Annotated in this window: 15 protein-coding genes; 7 read left to right on the top strand and 8 right to left on the bottom strand. The window is 59.5% G+C overall.

The genetic code is table 11. The features are described from left to right. The first annotated feature begins 33 nt into the window (after positions 1 to 33). The gene (locus AABB31_RS21400; protein WP_342076240.1) at positions 34 to 1,908 is read left to right on the top strand and encodes a cation:proton antiporter; all 1,875 of its coding nucleotides are present in this window, start codon (positions 34 to 36) and stop codon (positions 1,906 to 1,908) included. On the opposite strand, the gene cobT is transcribed toward AABB31_RS21400, so the two are convergent. Next, positions 1,905 to 2,915, bottom strand: a complete 1,011-nt coding sequence (gene cobT / locus AABB31_RS21395; protein ID WP_342076241.1) for a nicotinate-nucleotide--dimethylbenzimidazole phosphoribosyltransferase — start codon at positions 2,913 to 2,915, stop codon at positions 1,905 to 1,907. The two genes, AABB31_RS21400 and cobT, sit on opposite strands and share 4 nt — an antisense overlap. A 67-nt stretch (positions 2,916 to 2,982) precedes the next feature. Here cobT and AABB31_RS21390 point away from each other — a divergent pair, with 67 nt between their 5' ends. After that, positions 2,983 to 3,744: an adenosylcobinamide-GDP ribazoletransferase gene (locus AABB31_RS21390; RefSeq protein WP_342076242.1), complete on the top strand. Its 762-nt coding sequence runs from the start codon at positions 2,983 to 2,985 to the stop codon at positions 3,742 to 3,744. A 6-nt stretch (positions 3,745 to 3,750) separates the two neighbouring features. Here AABB31_RS21390 and AABB31_RS21385 read toward each other — a convergent pair whose 3' ends face one another. Next, complete coding sequence (locus AABB31_RS21385; protein ID WP_373635304.1) at positions 3,751 to 4,497, bottom strand: FG-GAP repeat domain-containing protein; 747 nt, start codon at positions 4,495 to 4,497, stop codon at positions 3,751 to 3,753. After that, positions 4,494 to 4,817 carry a 2Fe-2S iron-sulfur cluster-binding protein gene (locus AABB31_RS21380; protein ID WP_342076243.1) on the bottom strand — a complete coding sequence of 108 codons (324 nt, stop codon included), beginning with the start codon at positions 4,815 to 4,817 and terminating at the stop codon, positions 4,494 to 4,496. The genes AABB31_RS21385 and AABB31_RS21380 overlap by 4 nt, the downstream gene beginning before the upstream one ends. Positions 4,818 to 5,136: 319 nt before the next feature. Between AABB31_RS21380 and AABB31_RS21375 the strand changes: the two genes are divergently transcribed. Genes AABB31_RS21375 through AABB31_RS21365 form a run of 3 tightly spaced genes read left to right on the top strand, consistent with a single transcriptional unit; the run spans position 5,137 to position 8,668 of the window. Continuing rightward, complete coding sequence (locus AABB31_RS21375) at positions 5,137 to 6,138, top strand: TAXI family TRAP transporter solute-binding subunit (protein WP_342076244.1); 1,002 nt, start codon at positions 5,137 to 5,139, stop codon at positions 6,136 to 6,138. A gap of 54 nt (positions 6,139 to 6,192) precedes the next feature. After that, positions 6,193 to 8,292 carry a TRAP transporter fused permease subunit gene (locus AABB31_RS21370; RefSeq protein ID WP_342076245.1) on the top strand — a complete coding sequence of 700 codons (2,100 nt, stop codon included), beginning with the start codon at positions 6,193 to 6,195 and terminating at the stop codon, positions 8,290 to 8,292. Then, a complete protein-coding gene (locus AABB31_RS21365) occupies positions 8,285 to 8,668 on the top strand; it encodes a GFA family protein (RefSeq protein WP_342076246.1) in 384 nt (127 codons plus the stop codon). Before AABB31_RS21370 ends, AABB31_RS21365 begins: the two co-directional genes overlap by 8 nt. 58 nt (positions 8,669 to 8,726) lie before the next feature. Here the strand turns inward: AABB31_RS21365 and AABB31_RS21360 are convergent, their stop codons facing one another. Next, the gene (locus tag AABB31_RS21360; RefSeq protein ID WP_373635302.1) at positions 8,727 to 10,208 is read right to left on the bottom strand and encodes a Do family serine endopeptidase; all 1,482 of its coding nucleotides are present in this window, start codon (positions 10,206 to 10,208) and stop codon (positions 8,727 to 8,729) included. A gap of 224 nt (positions 10,209 to 10,432) precedes the next feature. Here AABB31_RS21360 and AABB31_RS21355 point away from each other — a divergent pair, with 224 nt between their 5' ends. Continuing rightward, complete coding sequence (locus AABB31_RS21355) at positions 10,433 to 11,113, top strand: cyclic nucleotide-binding domain-containing protein (RefSeq protein WP_373635301.1); 681 nt, start codon at positions 10,433 to 10,435, stop codon at positions 11,111 to 11,113. Between the two features lie 56 nt (positions 11,114 to 11,169). On the opposite strand, the gene AABB31_RS21350 is transcribed toward AABB31_RS21355, so the two are convergent. From AABB31_RS21350 to rpiA, 4 genes are all read right to left on the bottom strand, one after another. Further along, positions 11,170 to 12,051, bottom strand: a complete 882-nt coding sequence (locus tag AABB31_RS21350; protein WP_342076248.1) for a protease modulator HflC — start codon at positions 12,049 to 12,051, stop codon at positions 11,170 to 11,172. Further along, positions 12,051 to 13,202: an FtsH protease activity modulator HflK gene (hflK, locus tag AABB31_RS21345; protein ID WP_373635300.1), complete on the bottom strand. Its 1,152-nt coding sequence runs from the start codon at positions 13,200 to 13,202 to the stop codon at positions 12,051 to 12,053. The genes AABB31_RS21350 and hflK overlap by 1 nt, the downstream gene beginning before the upstream one ends. A gap of 80 nt (positions 13,203 to 13,282) precedes the next feature. Next, positions 13,283 to 14,638: a glutathione-disulfide reductase gene (gene gor, locus AABB31_RS21340; RefSeq protein WP_342076249.1), complete on the bottom strand. Its 1,356-nt coding sequence runs from the start codon at positions 14,636 to 14,638 to the stop codon at positions 13,283 to 13,285. A gap of 12 nt (positions 14,639 to 14,650) precedes the next feature. Then, entirely contained in the window at positions 14,651 to 15,439 is a 789-nt protein-coding gene (rpiA, locus tag AABB31_RS21335) for a ribose-5-phosphate isomerase RpiA (RefSeq protein ID WP_342076250.1), read from the bottom strand. Positions 15,440 to 15,662: 223 nt separating this feature from the next. Between rpiA and AABB31_RS21330 the strand changes: the two genes are divergently transcribed. Next, a complete protein-coding gene (locus AABB31_RS21330) occupies positions 15,663 to 17,036 on the top strand; it encodes an L-serine ammonia-lyase (protein ID WP_342076251.1) in 1,374 nt (457 codons plus the stop codon). Positions 17,037 to 17,055: the final 19 nt, after the last annotated feature.

Here is a 17,055-nt window from a genome sequence, read left to right as displayed (position 1 = left end):
TGCGCCGGTGGTTCAAGGCTGCGATATAAGATTATGGAAAGCTTTCTTTTTCAGGCGACAATCTATCTGGGTGCTGCGGTCATTGCCGTCCCGCTGGCCGCCCGGTTAGGGCTTGGGTCAGTGCTTGGCTATCTATTGGCCGGGATCGTCATTGGCCCGATAACCGGCCTGGTCGGCACGGAAACAGTTGATATCCAGCATTTTGCCGAATTTGGCGTGGTGATGATGCTGTTCCTGATCGGGCTAGAGCTTGAACCGCGCGCGTTGTGGAACATGCGCGACCGGCTGATTGGCTTGGGCGGTCTGCAGGTCAGCGTGACAACAACAGCTATCATGCTGGCTGCGATGCTGCTTGGCTATGATTGGGCGACGTCACTGGCCATCGGTTTTGTCATTGCGCTGTCTTCAACCGCCATCGTGCTGCAAACCCTGTCCGAAAAAGGGTTGATGCAGACCGCCGGCGGCAGATCGACATTTTCCGTCCTGTTGACGCAGGACATTGCCGTCATCCCGATGCTGGCCTTTCTGCCGCTGCTTGCAGCCCCCGTCGCGATGCGGATCACGGCAGATGGGTCTGTTGAACGGATCACGGATGGGCACGACACGGCACATGCAAGCCTCAGCCTCGTTGAAGGCCTGCCGGGGTGGGGCGTGACGCTTGTGACCCTTGGCGCCGTTGGTCTGGTCATCCTGACGGGTATTTTTCTGACCCGGCCGGTGTTTCGCTACATCCACCATGCCCGCCTGCGCGAGATGTATACCGCATTGGCGCTTTTGATGGTGGTGTCCATCGCCGTTCTGATGGGGCTGGTTGGCCTGTCCCCGGCGCTGGGGACGTTCCTTGCCGGTGTTGTTCTGGCGAACTCGGAATTTCGGCACGAGTTGGAAAGCGACCTTGAACCGTTCAAGGGTCTTTTGCTTGGGCTGTTCTTCATCACCGTTGGTGCCGGGATCAACTTTGCGTTGCTGTTCGAGGCACCGCTTTATCTGATTAGCCTGACCCTGGGCATGATGCTGATCAAGGGGCTGGTCCTGTTCGGGCTGGCGGTACTGTTCAAACTAAAGGGCAAGGACCGCTGGCTGTTTACCCTTGGTCTGGCCCAGGCGGGTGAGTTCGGTTTTGTGCTGATCTCTTTTTCGGTGCAACAGGGGGTCCTGTCGCCGGGTCTGTCAGGGACGCTGCTGCTGGTGGTCGCGCTGTCAATGCTGATCACCCCGCTCTTGTTCATCCTGCATGACGTTCTGGGCAAACGCATGGGGGATCACGCCCAGCACCCCGAGGATGAGGTGGACGAGAAAGGAACCGTGATCATTGCCGGGATTGGCCGGTTCGGCCAGATCGTTAACCGGCTGGTCCAAAGTGCGGGTTTTTCGACCGTGGTGATCGACAGCAACCTGCAGACCGTTCAAATGATGCGCAAATTTGGATATCGGGGCTTTTTTGGTGACCCGACCCGGCCCGATCTGCTGAATGCGGCAGGGTTGGAAGACGCCAGGGTTCTGGTTGTCGCCGTTGATGACAAGAACTCAGCCAACCGGATCGTCGCGTATGCCCGGCGCGCCCGCCCCGATCTTCATATTGTGGCCCGCGCCCGCGACCGTGTGCATGTCTACGAGCTTTATAACGCTGGCGCCAACGACATCGTGCGGGAAATGTTCGACAGTTCGCTGCGCGCGGGACGCTATGCGCTGGAAAATCTGGGCCTGTCGGATTTCGAAGCGGCGGAGGCCGAACAGTTCTTTTACCAGCATGATCGCACCGCCATGCGCGAATTGGCCGAGCTGTGGAAGCCCGGCGTCCCCGTTGCCGAAATACCGGAATATGTGGCGCGGGCCAAAGAACTCAATAATGAGCTGGAAACCGCATTGGCCGCGCGCGAACAATCAAGTGACCGCAAGGCAAGCTAGCCTGCGGCAACCCCCGCTTCCGCAAAGGTCGCCATGCCAGAATGACAGGCGACGGCCCCTTTCAGCACAGCGATGGCCAACGCGGCGCCAGACCCTTCACCAAGGCGCAGGCCCAGCCGCAATAGCGGCTCTTTGCCCAGCGCCTCAAGCATCCGGCCATGCGCACCTTCTGCACTGAGATGCCCGGCAACAGCGTGATCAAGCGCCCCCGGCGCGGCCCTGTCCAGAACGGATGCGGCAGCTGTACAGATGAACCCATCAAGGATAACCGGAATTCTGTGATGCCGCGCACCCGCAATTGCCCCGGCCATCGCGGCCAGTTCGCGCCCGCCAAGACAGCGCAGAACCTCCAGCGGGTCGTTACTGCTATGCAGCGCAAGCCCTTGTGCGACGGCTTGGGTCTTGCGCGCAAGCCCGTCATCATCCACCCCGGTGCCACGCCCGGTCCAGTCTTCGGCGCTGCCACCAAAAAGCCTGGCCGCAATTGCTGCAGCCGCCGTCGTATTGCCGATCCCCATTTCGCCGGTCACCAGCAGGTCGGCGTTTGGATCAACGGCCTCCCACCCTGTGCGCAGGGCCGTCACAACCTCCTCCTCGCTCATGGCGGGTGATTTTGTGAAATCCGCAGTTGGCTGATCCAACGTCAGCGGGCAGACATCCATCTTGGCACCAAAGGCAGCGGACAGCTGATTGATCGCGGCGCCCCCGTGCTCGAAATTCGCAACCATCTGCGCGGTCACCTCGGGCGGAAAGGCTGAGACGCCTTGCGCACAGACCCCGTGATTTCCAGCAAAAACAATCACCTGCGGTTGCGCGATCATCGGTTTGGGGTTGCTACGCCAGCCCGCATACCAGATGGCCAGATCTTCCAGCCGGCCCAGCGCACCTGGCGGCTTTGTCAGTTGCCCATTGCGGGCCTGCGCATCATCACAAGCGCGTTGATCTATTGCCGGAGCTGCATTCAGTGTTTCACGAAAGGTTACCAAGGTGTTAAAGGGCGCTTGCATCAGGTCCTCGTTAGGTTGATCTTTGCACCTGTCTAACCAAAGTACCGGCAATGAAAAGGCATCTGTTGTGGATAAGAATACCAGCGAATTGATCCACTGGCAGGATGTCCCGGCAGCCTTCGGCTTGCTGACCCGTTTGCCGATCCCTGTGGATGAAGAAGGCGCCACCGCGCGGGGCGCCCGCGCCGCCTGGGCCTATCCGCTGGTTGGTATTGTTGTGGGTGTTTTGCAGGCAAGTGCCGTGGCCCTTTTGACGCTGGCGGGGTTGCCTATCGGTGTTGTTGCGGCACTTATTCTGGTCATCGCCGTCGTCGCGACCGGCGCCATGCACGAGGACGGTCTGGCCGATAGTGCCGACGGTCTGTGGGGTGGCTGGGACCGTGACCGCCGCCTGGAAATCATGAAAGACAGCCATCTGGGGGCGTATGGGGCCATCGCGCTGGCCTTGTCGCTTCTGATCCGCTGGCTGACATTGGTTGCCGTGATCGCGCTGGAGCAATATTGGGGCACACTGATCATCGTTGGCATGCTCAGCCGGGCGGCGATGGTTGTGTCCATGCGCGCCTTGCCGCATGCGCGCGACAGCGGGCTGAGCCGGAAGGTTGGCCGCCCATCCACCGCCACCACCGCGATTGCCGTTGGCATGGCCATGATGGTTGCTATTGGCATTGGTCAGGGCTGGCTGATTGTCATGGCCGGATTGGCCACATTCCTGTGCATCCTGATCGCGCAGACAAAAATCGGTGGGCAAACCGGCGACACCCTTGGCGGTACGCAGCAATTCTGCGAGATCGCCATGTTGCTGATGCTGTCCACCCAGATCGGGTAAGCAACATCAGGGCAAAGGCGCACAATCCAGCGCCGTGGCAAATGACCCGCGATCCACATGTGCGCCAATCGGGCGGGTTTCAATCACCCCGTCGCGCAAGGTCGTGGCCATCACTTGCGACCAGTCGGCATTGGCTGTGATCAGCTCTGGCCCGTCGCCGCAATCACGCAGACCACCGCCAATATCGGCCTCACCGATCCGGTGATTTGTCAGCCCTTCGAAATCCGCAACCGGCACCAATGCACCATCTGCAAAACGCCAGACACGCAGGGTCTTGGCCAAATGCGGGCGGTCGATATAGGCGATCTCAATCTGCCCGTCGCCATCCAGATCAGCAGCTGCAATCGGCGCAAGCCACCGGTTGGGTTGGCCGATATGCGGGGTCTCGGCCAGCTTTCCGGTATGGTTATAGATGGCAAGGGCACTGCCCGCTGTCACATCTGTTTCGACAACCACCATCTCGGGCAACCCATCGCCGGTCACATCCCATAGCCGGGGCCAGACATCTTCGAACACGTGGTCTTCGGGCAGTGTGATGCTGAACGCGCGACCAGCCCAGGATTCGCCAGCGTCAGCGACATCACCGGGCGCATTTGCGGTATTAAAGCGCAACTTGCCCCACTCGACCGCGTCACCCAGGATGCCATGGGCATAGCGTTTGGTCGGGTCATCAAATGCAGCACCGGTGATCATCGGTTCGGCACAGGCCATCCCGGACCACAGGCCGAAAACATATGCAAGCGATCTGATCAAATCTGCTTTTCAGGCATCTGCACACGCAACCCGTCAAGCGCGTCGGTGACTTTCAGCTGGCAGGTCAGACGCGACTTGGTGGCATCAGGCTCATACGCGAAATCCAGCATGTCCTCTTCCATCGCGTCCTTGGCGGGCAGTTTCTCGACCCAGGCATCATCGACATAAACGTGGCAGGTCGAGCAGGCACACGCACCGCCGCAATCAGCTTCGATCCCGGGAATACCATTGTCGCGGGCGCCCTCCATCACCGTCAGGCCGTTGGCCACGTAAACCACATGTTCTTTGCCGCCATGCTCTACATAAGTAATCTTGGCCATCTGCCCTCGTTCCTCACGGTTTTTGAAATCGTCCCCGTGGTTAGTAAATCACACATAAACAATGGGCCAGCCAAAATCAGAAAAACAGCCTGTGCAAACCACCCGATTTGCTGCCCGCGAGTCGGACGCAACCGCGTCAGGCGTGTGAAAATCCGCACAATTTTCATGGGTCCGGTGGCCCTTCCCACGTTTATATGTTTTACTTCAAAGTGTTAAAACTATTTTGCCGACTGCACTTGTTCTGCGCAAGGCATCACGGTTTTCTTCATGCACCCGCTGCCAAAAAGCGGCGCAAGAAAGTCTCTAGGGAGGAGATATAATGAGAAATTTTTCGGCGGCAGTTGCCGCAACCCTGGTCCTCGCCAGCCCTGCGGCACAAGCGGAAGAGGCCAGCTACATTCTGGCGACCGCATCCACAGGCGGCACCTATTATCCGGTTGGCGTCGCACTTTCGACCCTTGTGAAGGTCAAGCTTGAGCCGGCCGAAAAAATCGGAATGTCGGCGATTAGCTCTGCTGGATCAGGCGAAAACGTGCGTTTGATCCGCGAAGGTGAGGCGCAGTTCGGCATCCTGCAGGGCCTGTTTGGGTATTACGCGGCAACCGGCACCGGCCCGCTTGAGGAATCCGGACCGCAGGACAAGCTGCGCTCGGTCACGATGCTGTGGCAGAATGTGGAACAATTCGTTGTTGCCGCTGATGCCGCCCCCACTGGCACAATCGAAGATATGGTTGCCCTGAAGGGCGAGAGCATGGCGCTGGGTCGCCAGAACTCTGGCACCATCGGGTCGAACGCCACGATCCTGTCCGGCTTTGGCGTTGATATTGAGGCCGATTACGAGCTTGTTTTTGCAGGCTACGGCCCATCCGCAGAAGCACTGCAGAACGGTCAGGTCAAAGGGATCGGAACGCCCGCAGGTGTACCCACCGGCGCAATCAGTCAGTTGATGGCTGCCGCCGGCGACAGTGTCACAATGCTGAACTTTACCGACGAACAAGTCGCAGCCGCCGATGGTGGTCGCGGCCTCTGGACGCCTTACACGATCCCCGCAGGCACCTATCCCGGACAGACGGCCGACGTGAATACCATCGCGCAGCCGAATTTCCTCGCCACCAGCGCGGATCTGCCCGAGGAAAATGTCTACCTGATCACCAAGACGATCTACGAGAACCTGCCCTTCCTGCAGGCAATCCATCCGGCCACAAAGGTGATGGCCATCGAACAAGCCATTGCTGGCCTGCCCGTGCCACTTCACCCCGGTGCGGCCCGGTACTATCAGGAAGTCGGGATCGACATCCCTGATCGCCTGATCGCCGAATAAATGATCATCTGGCCCGTTCCTGAAGCGGGCCAGATCACAAATTTGGGGGGTGATATGGCAAACGAAAAGTCCGTTGACGGACCAACCTTACGTGAACCGACCGGCCTGCCAAATCTGGCGCTGACGCTGTTATGTTTCGTGATCGCGGTTGGCCATATCTATGTCGCCTTCGACCCGATCCTGTCGGAATTTCAGCGCAATGCCTACCATTTTGCAGGCTTCGCCTTTCTTGCGGCCGTCCTGCATCCGCTGATCAAGGGCAAGACCCGCAGCGGCCCGCTACTGGCCTTTGACCTTACATTTGGCGTGATCGTCGCGCTCGCAGCGATCTACATGCCATTTGCCGAGCAGGGCATCTATGATCGGGGTGTGAAGTTCAATACCCTTGACTGGGTGGCCGCAGCGATCTGCATCATTGGCGCGATTGAATTGACACGACGCTTGACCGGCTGGGTCATTCCGCTGCTGATCATCATCGCGCTGAGCTATGTCGGGTTCTGGGGCAAGCTGATCAGCGGTGTGTTTTCGTTTCCGGGGCTCAGCTGGGAATCCATCGCATTCCGGTCGATCTATGGCGATGATGCGATGTTCGGTACCATTGCGCGTATATCCTCGACATATGTCTTTCTGTTCATCATTTTCGGCGCCTTCCTTTTGCGGTCGGGTGCGGGTGACTTTGTGATCAATCTGGCCCGCGCCGTGGCGGGTCGTATGGTTGGTGGCCCTGGCATCGTCGCTGTCATCGCGTCTGGATTGACCGGCACCATCTCGGGCTCGGCCGTGGCGAACACCGCATCAACCGGCGTTATCACCATTCCGCTGATGAAGCGGGCCGGGTTCCCGCCGAAATTCGCAGGCGGGGTCGAAGCAGCCTCGTCCACCGGTGGTCAGCTAATGCCGCCGATCATGGGGGCTGGGGCATTTGTGATGGCCAGCTTTACCCAGATCCCCTACGAGCGCATCGTCGCTGTCGCGGCCCTGCCCGCCCTGCTTTATTTTCTGTCGGTCACGTTCTTTGTCCGGATCGAGGCCCGTCGCCTCGGCCTGCCGCCGATGGAAAGCGATGGCGAGACGTTGAAGTCCGCTTTCGTCAAAGGCGGCGCAAGCTTTGTCATCCCCATCGGGGGGCTGATCGGCATGCTGGTGGCGGGGTTCACCCCTGCCTATGCAGCCGTCTTCGGGATCATCGCGGTGATTGCGTCCAGCTGGCTGACGAGCAACCCGATGACCCCACGCGCCGTATTCGAGGCCATGGTCATGGGTACGAAGGGCATGATCATGACGGCCGTATTGCTCTGCGCGGTTGGTCTGGTGGTGAATGTGATCGCCACCGCCGGGATCGGGAACACGTTCAGCCTGATGATCGCAGAATGGGCCGGGGGCAATCTGCTGATCGCAATTGTCCTGATTGCACTGGCGAGCCTTGTGCTAGGCATGGGGTTGCCTGTGACAGCGGCCTATATCGTTCTGGCGACCCTGTCGGCCCCTGCCCTTGCAGGCATGATTGCCGACAGGTTTGTCATAGAGGCCCTTGCCGCCGGCACGTTGGGGGATGCGGGCGACGCGATCCTGATGTTTGGCGTGCCCGACCCTGCGGTGCTTGCAGGCCCGCTAAGCCTTGAAGAGGCGGGTGCCATCATCAAGGCACTGCCCCTGGAAGTGGCCGCACCGTTGCGTGACCTTGTCGTGCCCACCGACGTCACCGTGGCAGCCGTGCTTTCGGCGCATATGATTATCTTCTGGCTGAGCCAGGACAGTAATGTCACCCCGCCGGTTGCCTTGGCTGCCTTTACTGCCGCAGCCATCGCCAAAGCCCCCGCAATGGCCACGGGTTTTGCCAGCTGGAAATTGGCCAAGGGACTTTATATCGTCCCATTAATGATGGCCTATACCCCGTTTCTTGCGGGCGACTGGCCGGTGATGATCGGGATTTTCCTGTTCGGGGTGGTGGGGATCTACGCGCTTGCCGGTGCATTGCAAGGCTGTATGGAACAGCCCATTGGCATTGTCACACGCATCATATTGGGGATCGCAGGTGCCGCCTGTATCTGGCCCACGACCCTGCTTGTTCACGCAGCGGCGGTGGTGGTGATTGTGGCCTTGCTGGTCTGGAATATCCGGCAGATGCCCAAGGCCGAGGCGTCGCATGCATAAGGGCAGTTGCCTCTGCGGTGTGGTGCAGTTCACCGTCACAGGTGACCTGCCCGCCCCCAGTGCCTGCCACTGCGTGGCCTGCCGCAAGCATTCAGGGCATTACGAGGCGTCCGTTGATATCCCAAGGACTGCGCTGGACATCACCGCAGGACAAGAACAGGTGAAATGGTATCAGTCATCCCCCAAAGTCCGGCGCGGCTTTTGTGGGACCTGCGGTTCAACCTTGTTCTGGGATCCGGTTTTTCAGGACTGGACAGCGGTCGCCATGGGCGCATTTGACACCCCCACCCAGACCAAACTCTCGATGCATATCTATGTCGCCGAAAAGGGGGACTATTACGATATCGCGGATGGGTTGCCGCAGAACCAGACATGAAAAAAGGGCGGCCCGCTTGTCGGACCGCCCCTGAAAATGTTGATGGCCGGTGATGCGCTTATTCTTCCAGCACCAGCGCCACAAACCGCGGGTCGCCACCGCGACGCACCAAAAGCAGGATGGACTTGCGCCCACCTTCGGTTGCGGCTGTGATCCGCTCTTCCAGATCAGCGATGGATGCGACCGACTGCTGGCCGGCTTCGGTGATCACGTCACCTTCCAGCAGACCTTTTGAGGCGGCTTCCGAATCCGGGTTGATCCCGGTGATCACCAGACCTTCGTCAAGGTTCAGACTGTACTGTTCGCTAAGCTCTGGCGTGATCTCCGACAGGGTCAGGCCCAGCAAATCAGCCTCTTGCGGATTTTCCGGCTCATCACTTGATGCAGGGAATGCCACGGCTTCGGATGTCTCGCGACGACCCAGGACAACTGTCAGCGGCTCCATCGTGCCATCGCGCAGAACCTCGACAGGGACTTCCTTGCCGACGGGCGAGTTGCCTACGATGCGAACAAGCTCCCTTGTATCCTCGATTTCAACGCCGTCAAAGTTCAGGATCACATCGCCTGACAGCATGCCTGCATCTTCCGCAGGACCAGCAGGTACATCAGTGACCAAGGCACCACGGGCCAGGTCCAGCCCCTCGATGGCATCAACCATATCAGGCGTCACATCCTGGATGCGCACACCCAGCCAACCCCGGCGGGTTTCGCCGAATTCCTTCAACTGATCGACCACATTGGTCACAACAGCCGACGACATCGCAAAGCCGATCCCGATAGACCCGCCATTGGGCGACAGGATCGCGGTGTTCACGCCGATGACCTCGCCATCCATGTTGAACAGCGGGCCGCCAGAGTTCCCGCGGTTGATCGCAGCATCAGTCTGGATGTAGTCATCGTAAGTCCCCGACAACGCGCGATTGCGCGCCGATACGATACCGGCAGAGACTGAGAAACCCTGACCCAGCGGGTTCCCCATCGCCATCACCCAATCGCCAACCCGCGAACCTGGCCCGTTACTGTCACCAAATTCAACAAAGGGCAGATCGGTCGCGTCAACTTTCAGAACAGCGATATCCGTGTTTGGATCGGTTCCGACCAGCTCGGCCGGAAGTTCCTCGCCCGAGAAGAACTCGATCAGGATTTCATCGGCCCCTTCAATCACGTGGTTATTTGTGACGATAAAACCATCCGCAGAGATCACAAAACCGGATCCCAGCGCGGATGACCTGCGCGCGCCGTCACCGGGACCGCGATCAAGATCGTTGAAGAAATCCTCAAACGGGGACCCTTCGGGCACGATGCCTTGCGGCCCGGTGCGGCCTGCAACAACGGTACTTGTCGTGATATTCACGACAGATGGGCTGACCTGTTCTGCGAGATCGGCGAATGTGGTCGGACGTGTCTGGGCATCCGACGCGGTCGCCTGCGCGAGAACAAGGGCCAATGCAAGCGCCATGGCGCCAAACAACGCAGTCAGCAGGCGCCGGGCCTGCCCCTGGTCTTTTTGGATTGCGATTGCCTTCGATTTCACGGGCATATCTCCTTTTTCGGTTGATCCGGCCCCGAAACCTGCGGGGCATGATTGATATCTGATGATCTATGTAGGGCGGCGAATGTGCAACACAAACATGCGTCGCAAATGATCAACCGGATGTGATTTGTCGTGCTATCCAAAATGAGCAGTTGCCACATGGCCAATTCGCGCGTCAAGTAGCACGCGATCTGTTGATCCATCACCCAGTTACCTGTTGAGACCACCCAATGCTGACCGACCTTACGACCTCTTCCCTGCTGATCACCATGGCAGGGTCCTTGCAGATTTGCGGCTATCTTCTGATCAACCAGGTCTATCTGCGGCTGACCCTGCTGGCGGGTACATGTTTCTACATCGCTTATTATTACACGGTTGCCGACGCCCCGCTTTGGGGCGCGATACTGATCTCAAGCCTGACAGTTCTGACGATCTTGATCGGGCTGGTGGGGCTTTATGCAAAACATGCACGCTGGGCGATCCCGAAAGCGCATGCCGATCTATACCCGTTATTCGACGATCTCCCCCCCGGCGATTTTCGCAATCTCGTCACATCCGCAAAGCGCCAGATCCTGCGCGCCGACATTGTCGCAACAACCCAAGGGCAGCGGCCTGATCACCTTTATTTCATCATCGGTGGCACGTTCGCCGTCCAAAAGGGGACAGCCGCGTTTGACGTCCCCGGTCCCACATTTGCGGGCGAGGTTGCTTTTCTGACCGACGGGCCAAGTGCGGCAACAACCAGACTGCCTGCGGGGTTAGAGGTGCTGGTCTGGCGACGCTATGACCTTGCCAGACGGTGCAAACGGTCCCCGCGCTTCAAACTGGCGGTCGAGGCGGTCATATCCCGCGATCTGGCCCGCAAGGTCGCCCTGGCCGTCGCACCAGATACGCGGTGGGTCGGTCAATAACGAAAAGGGGCCAGCCACATGGCCAGCCCCCCAAAATTCGTCAGGAGCGCCGCGCTTTACTGGTCTGCGGCAGCGCCCGAATCCGATTTCAGATAGTTAAAGAACTCGTTGTCAGGCGACAGCACCATGGTCGAATTGCCCGGACGCAAGGACCGCTCGTAAGCTGTCATTGACCGGTAGAATTCAAAGAATTCCGGGTCCGACCCAAATGCCTGCGCGAAAATCGCGTTGCGGCGCGCATCAGCTTCACCCTGAATGATCTGACTTTGACGCTCTGCGTCCGAGACAAGCTCGATCACTGTCCGGTCTGCACCGGCCCTGATCCGCTGCGCGGCTTCTTCACCGCGTGCCTTTTCGTCGGCGGCTTCGCGGTCGCGTTCCGCTTTCATCCGCTCATACGTGGCGTTGAGGTTTTCGGTCGGCAGGTCTGTGCGCTTCAAACGAACGTCGATCACCTGCAGGCCCAGCGCCTGCGCTTCGGCAATCGCAGAGTTGCGGATACGCAGCATCAGCGCCGCCCGGTCAACCGACAGGATGTCGTTTGATGTCACAGAACCCAGCACCTCGCGCGTTTCTGCGCGCAGGATCGAATCCAGACGACGGGCTGCCGCCTCTTCCCCGCCCGCACCAACGGCGCGGCGGAACTGTTCGACATCGGCAATACGGTAGCGCGCAAAGGCATCAACAACCAGACGACGGTCATCAGATGGTGTGACCTCCAGCGGTTCCAGATCACGGCTGAGGATCCGGTCGTCATAGCGCACCACTTCCTGGATCAGCGGCAGTTTGAACCCGACGCCGGGCGTCTCCTTGACCTGTTTGATCTGGCCGAATTGCAGCACCAGCGCCTTTTGGCGTTCATCAACGATGAAGACCGACGATATCGCGCCCACGACCAGAACGATCAGGATGGGCAAAAGAAACATACTCTTTTTCATTAGTTTGACCCTCCGGCAGCTGGTGCTGCGGGTGAATTACGGCGCAGATCGTTCAGCGGAAGGTAAGGGACAACCCCTTGGCCGCTGCCGTCACCTTCGTCCAGCAGAATGATTTCGACCCCGCCCAATACTTTTTCCATCGTTTCCAGATACAGGCGTTTGCGGGTCACCTCGGGCGCGTTCCGGTATTCTGCGAGAACGGCTGAAAAGCGGCTTGCCTCACCCTCGGCCTGGTTGACGACCTGTGCGCGATACGCTTCGGCTTCTTCAAGAATTTGGGCCGCATTACCACGTGCCTCGGCGACAACCCGGTTGGCATAGGCGTCAGCCACGTTCTGTACCCGGTCGCGTTCCTGTTCAGCATCCTGCACAAGGCGGAAGCTGTCGATGACCGGATCCGGCGGATCGGCCTTGTCAAAGTTCACACGGATGATGTTGACGCCGCTGTCATAGCTGTCGAGCGTGGTCTGGATCAATGTGCTGAGGTTATCGGCAATGGCCCCACGATCCCGGTTCAGGATCGGCGCCAATTCCGATTGGGCAATAATCTCGCGCATCGCTGATTCCGCGACGGCCTCGATTGTTTGTGGCGGATTGGCCAGGTTGAACAGATATTGCTGCGGGTCGGTGATGTTCCAGACCACCTGGAAATCAATATCCACGATATTTTCGTCGCCGGTCAGCATCAGGCCCGCATCCATGCCAGCCCGGCTGGTGCCGATGTCAATGTTGCGTTCCGAGGTCACCGCGATGACCTCGCGGCTGACAATCGGCCAGGGGGCAAAGTTCAGGCCCGGACCGCCGGTTTGCAGATAGCGCCCCAGTAGCAATTCGACCGACTGTTCTTCGGGTTTCACGGTGTAGAATGAGGCAAAGAGCCAAAGCGCCGCAGCACCAAGCAGACCCAACCCAATCGTACCGCGTGTCAGTTGCGGCCCACCGCCGCCACCGCCGGTTCCCTTGTTATTGCCGCCACCGCCGCCGCCCATCAGAACGCGCAGCTGCTCGCGGCCTTTGTTCACCAGATCATCAATTTCGGGAATGCCAGGCCCCTCGGCGCCGGGTTTGCGCCCGCCATTGGGACGATTGTCGTCGTCACCTGATCCATTGTTGCCGCCGCCGCCCCAAGGGCCCCCATTATTTCCTGCCATCGTATGTCTACGCTTCCCTTATGCATCGCCCTAACGTCACCGGGCCGTTGTCATGCCATGTGTGGTGTCTTCGGGCGAAATCAAGTTGTCCGAACCGGTTCCTTCATCGTCACCAATTCTTCTGCCATCGTGGGGTGAACTGCAACCGTTCGGTCGAAATCCTCTTTTGTTGCCCCCATCTTGATCGCGATTCCGGCCATCTGGATCATCTCGCCCGCGTGGTCCGCGACGATATGACAACCCAATACCTTGCGGCTTTGCTTGCTGATGATCAGTTTCATCAACACGCGGTCCTCGCGACCGGCAAAGGCGTGGTTCATGGGTTTGAATGTAGTGGCATAGACCTCGACCGGTTCCTGCGCGCTTGCCGCTTCCTCGGACAGGCCAACCGTCCCCATTTCGGGCTGTGTGAAAATGGCCGACGGGATCAACGCGTGATCAACCGGGGTCGGGTTCCCTTTGAAAACGGTCTCGACAAAGGCCATGCCCTCGCGGATTGCAACAGGCGTCAGCTGCACCCGGTTGGTCACATCCCCAATCGCGTAGATCGAGGGGACCCCCGTCTGGCTGTATTCATCCACGACAACCTCGCCACCGCGCCCAAGCAGGACGCCAGCGGTTTCCAACCCCATATCATCGGTGTTCGGGCGCCGCCCGGTGGCGAACATGACCTGGTCAAAAAGCAGGTCGCGCCCATGTGTATCCTTGACCAGAATGCCATCGTCGCGCTTTTCCATCGACACAACATTGGTATTGACCTGCAGATCCACGCCTTTCTCGCGCATGCCGTCGGCAACGATCCCGCGGGCCTCATTGTCGAAACCGCGCAATATCTGTTCGCTGCGGTAATACTGGGTCGTTTTGACCCCAAGCCCGTTCATGATCCCCGCAAATTCGGATGCGATATATCCGCCGCCGACAATCAGGATGGATTTTGGCATATCATCGAGCAGGAACACTTCGTTCGAGGTAATCGCATGCTCTGCCCCGGGCAGGTCCGGCACCACTGGCCGGCCACCTGTGGCCACCAGAATATGCTTGGCGGTGATCTCCTCACCCGTGGACAAAGTGACCGTATGCGGATCCTTCAGCGCGGCGCGGGCATCAAAAATCGTCACGTCCGAATTACCCAGCAATTTGCGATAGATCCCCTCCAGCCGGTCCAGTTCGGCATGCAGTTTGGGGCGGAATTTGCCCCAGTCAAACGGGCCGGGTGTCAGATCCCACCCATAGGCGCCCGCATCCGCGAACATCTCGGAAAAGCCGGATGCAAAGACCATCAGTTTCTTTGGTACGCAACCGCGGATCACGCAGGTTCCGCCCATGCGGAATTCCTCGGCAAGACCAACCTTGGCGCCCGTCGCAGCCGCCACCCGTGCCGCACGCACCCCGCCAGAGCCGCCGCCAATCACAAACAGGTCGTAGTCAAAGGCCATTATTCAGCTCCATCAGTCATTGAGATCGGCAAAGATATTCGTGTCGTCCAGCACGTTAAAGTGGATCTCGGCACCCCCGTCATCGGACAGGTCGCGGACAGTGACCCGCCCGTCACCATGGCCCACAATCACGGTGTCGCAGATATCCAGAAACAGCCCGTTTTCGACCACGCCGGGGATCTGGTTCAGTGCAAGGCTTAATGTCTGGGGGGCGCCGATACGCTTGAGGTGCAGATCAAGGATGAAATTCCCCTCATCGGTGACAAACGGATCGTCACCAGCCTGGCGTTGTGTCACCTCCTGGCCCAGCACATCCATGCCCGCCAGTGTTTCCTCGATCAGGGCCTTGGTGGTCTGCATCCCGAACGGGATCACCTCGACCGGCAGCGGGAACGCCCCAAGTGTTTCGACCTTTTTGGATGCATCCGCAATCACGATCATCCGGTCGCTGGCGGTCGCCACAACCTTTTCCTGCAGATGGGCGCCACCGCCGCCTTTGATCAGCTGCAGGTTCGCATCATATTCGTCCGTGCCGTCAATGGTCAGATCAAGCCATTTCGCCTCGTCCAGTGTGATGACCTCAATCCCGACCTCGCGCGCCAGTTTGGCGGTGCGGGTTGAGGTGGGAACGCCCTTGATGCGCAGCCCCTCTTCACGGACCATTTCGCCCAGGCACTGTACAAGCCACGCGGCGGTGGACCCGGTGCCAAGCCCCACCTTCATCCCCGATGTCACATATTCCGTGGCCTGCTTGGCGGCCACAAACTTGGCTTTGTCAATCGGGGACATTTCGTTGGACATATCAGCCGCTCCGCAATCTTCTCGGGGCCTTATAGGCAAGATGGCTGGCAGGTGCGAGACCCGAAATGCCGGCGTATCGTGGCCGTCACGTGAATGTGCGCGCCACATGATACGCTGATCCGCAAAAACCGGTCGGTTTAGACCCTTTTCATTGCCACCATATTCGCTAGCGTCCCCGTCACAGCCCCCGCAAGAAGGGCCACGCAAGCAAAGGAACGTCGCGATGTTTTTGTCAGTCTTTGACATGTTCAAGGTCGGGGTTGGCCCGTCATCCTCGCACACGATCGGCCCGATGGTTGCCGCCGCGCGGTTCCTTGATCACCTGCGCGCCCAACCGTTCCGTTTGCACGGCCTGCGCGCCACCTTGCATGGCAGTCTGGCCTTTACCGGGGTGGGCCATGCCACCGACCGTGCGGTGATCCTGGGGCTGGCCGGGTTCAGGGCCGATGACTATGACGCCGACAAGGCCGAGGCGGCACTTGCCCGGATCGCGACAGAAGCCACCGTGATGCCCGACGGCCTTGGCACGCTGGCATTTCATCCAAAAGACGATCTGGTTTTCGACTACGGCCCGCCCCTGCCCGACCATCCAAACGGACTTGTCCTGCGCGGGGTCGATGCACAAGGGGACGTCATCACCGAGATCACATATTACTCTGTCGGCGGTGGCTTTGTGCTGACCGCCGCCGAACTTGCCGCCGGCAAGGACACAGATAACGGCCCCCCTGTTCCCTACCCGTTTCAGACGGCCGCCGAGATGCTGCAGATGGCTGACAAGCACGGGGTTTCTATCGCCGCCATGAAACGCGCCAATGAGTTGTCGCGCATGCCCGATGCCGATCTTGATCGCGGCCTTGACCGGATTTGGGAGGTCATGAACCAATGCATCAACCGCGGACTGACCACAGATGGCATACTGCCCGGCGGGTTGAGCGTGCGCAGACGCGCCAAGGGCATTTATGACGCGCTGATGGCCGAGCGGGGGATGAACCTGACCGCCCCGCATACCATCAACGACTACATGTCCACCTATGCCATGGCCGTGAACGAAGAGAATGCCGCAGGCGGACAGGTGGTGACGGCCCCCACCAACGGCGCCGCCGGCGTGGTTCCCGCCACCATCCGCTACTGGCTGGATCACGTCCCCGGTGCGACCACAACCAGAATATCCGAATTCCTGCTGACCGCTGCGGCCATTGGCGGGTTGATCAAATTCAATGCGTCGATCTCGGGTGCGGAATGCGGCTGCCAGGCCGAGGTGGGCAGCGCATCTGCCATGGCGGCTGCCGGATTGGCCGCCGTGATGGGTGGCACACCGGCCCAGATCGAAAACGCCGCCGAGATCGCGTTGGAACATCATCTGGGCATGACATGTGACCCTGTGAAGGGGCTTGTGCAGGTCCCTTGCATCGAACGTAACGGGCTGGGGGCAATCAAGGCGGTCTCGGCTGCCTCGCTGGCCATGCGCGGCGATGGACATCACCTTGTTTCACTGGATGTGGCGATTGAGACGATGCGCCAGACCGGCGTGGACATGAGCGAAAAATACAAGGAAACCGCATTGGGCGGTCTTGCGGTCAACGTCCCCAACTGCTGAAGCCTGCGTGCGGACGATG

The organism is Yoonia sp. SS1-5 (assembly GCF_038443705.2).
GTDB classification, from domain to species: domain Bacteria; phylum Pseudomonadota; class Alphaproteobacteria; order Rhodobacterales; family Rhodobacteraceae; genus Yoonia; species Yoonia rhodophyticola.
The sequence above is the reverse complement of the archived record's forward strand: the minus strand, read 5'-3'. Positions and strand labels throughout refer to the sequence as shown.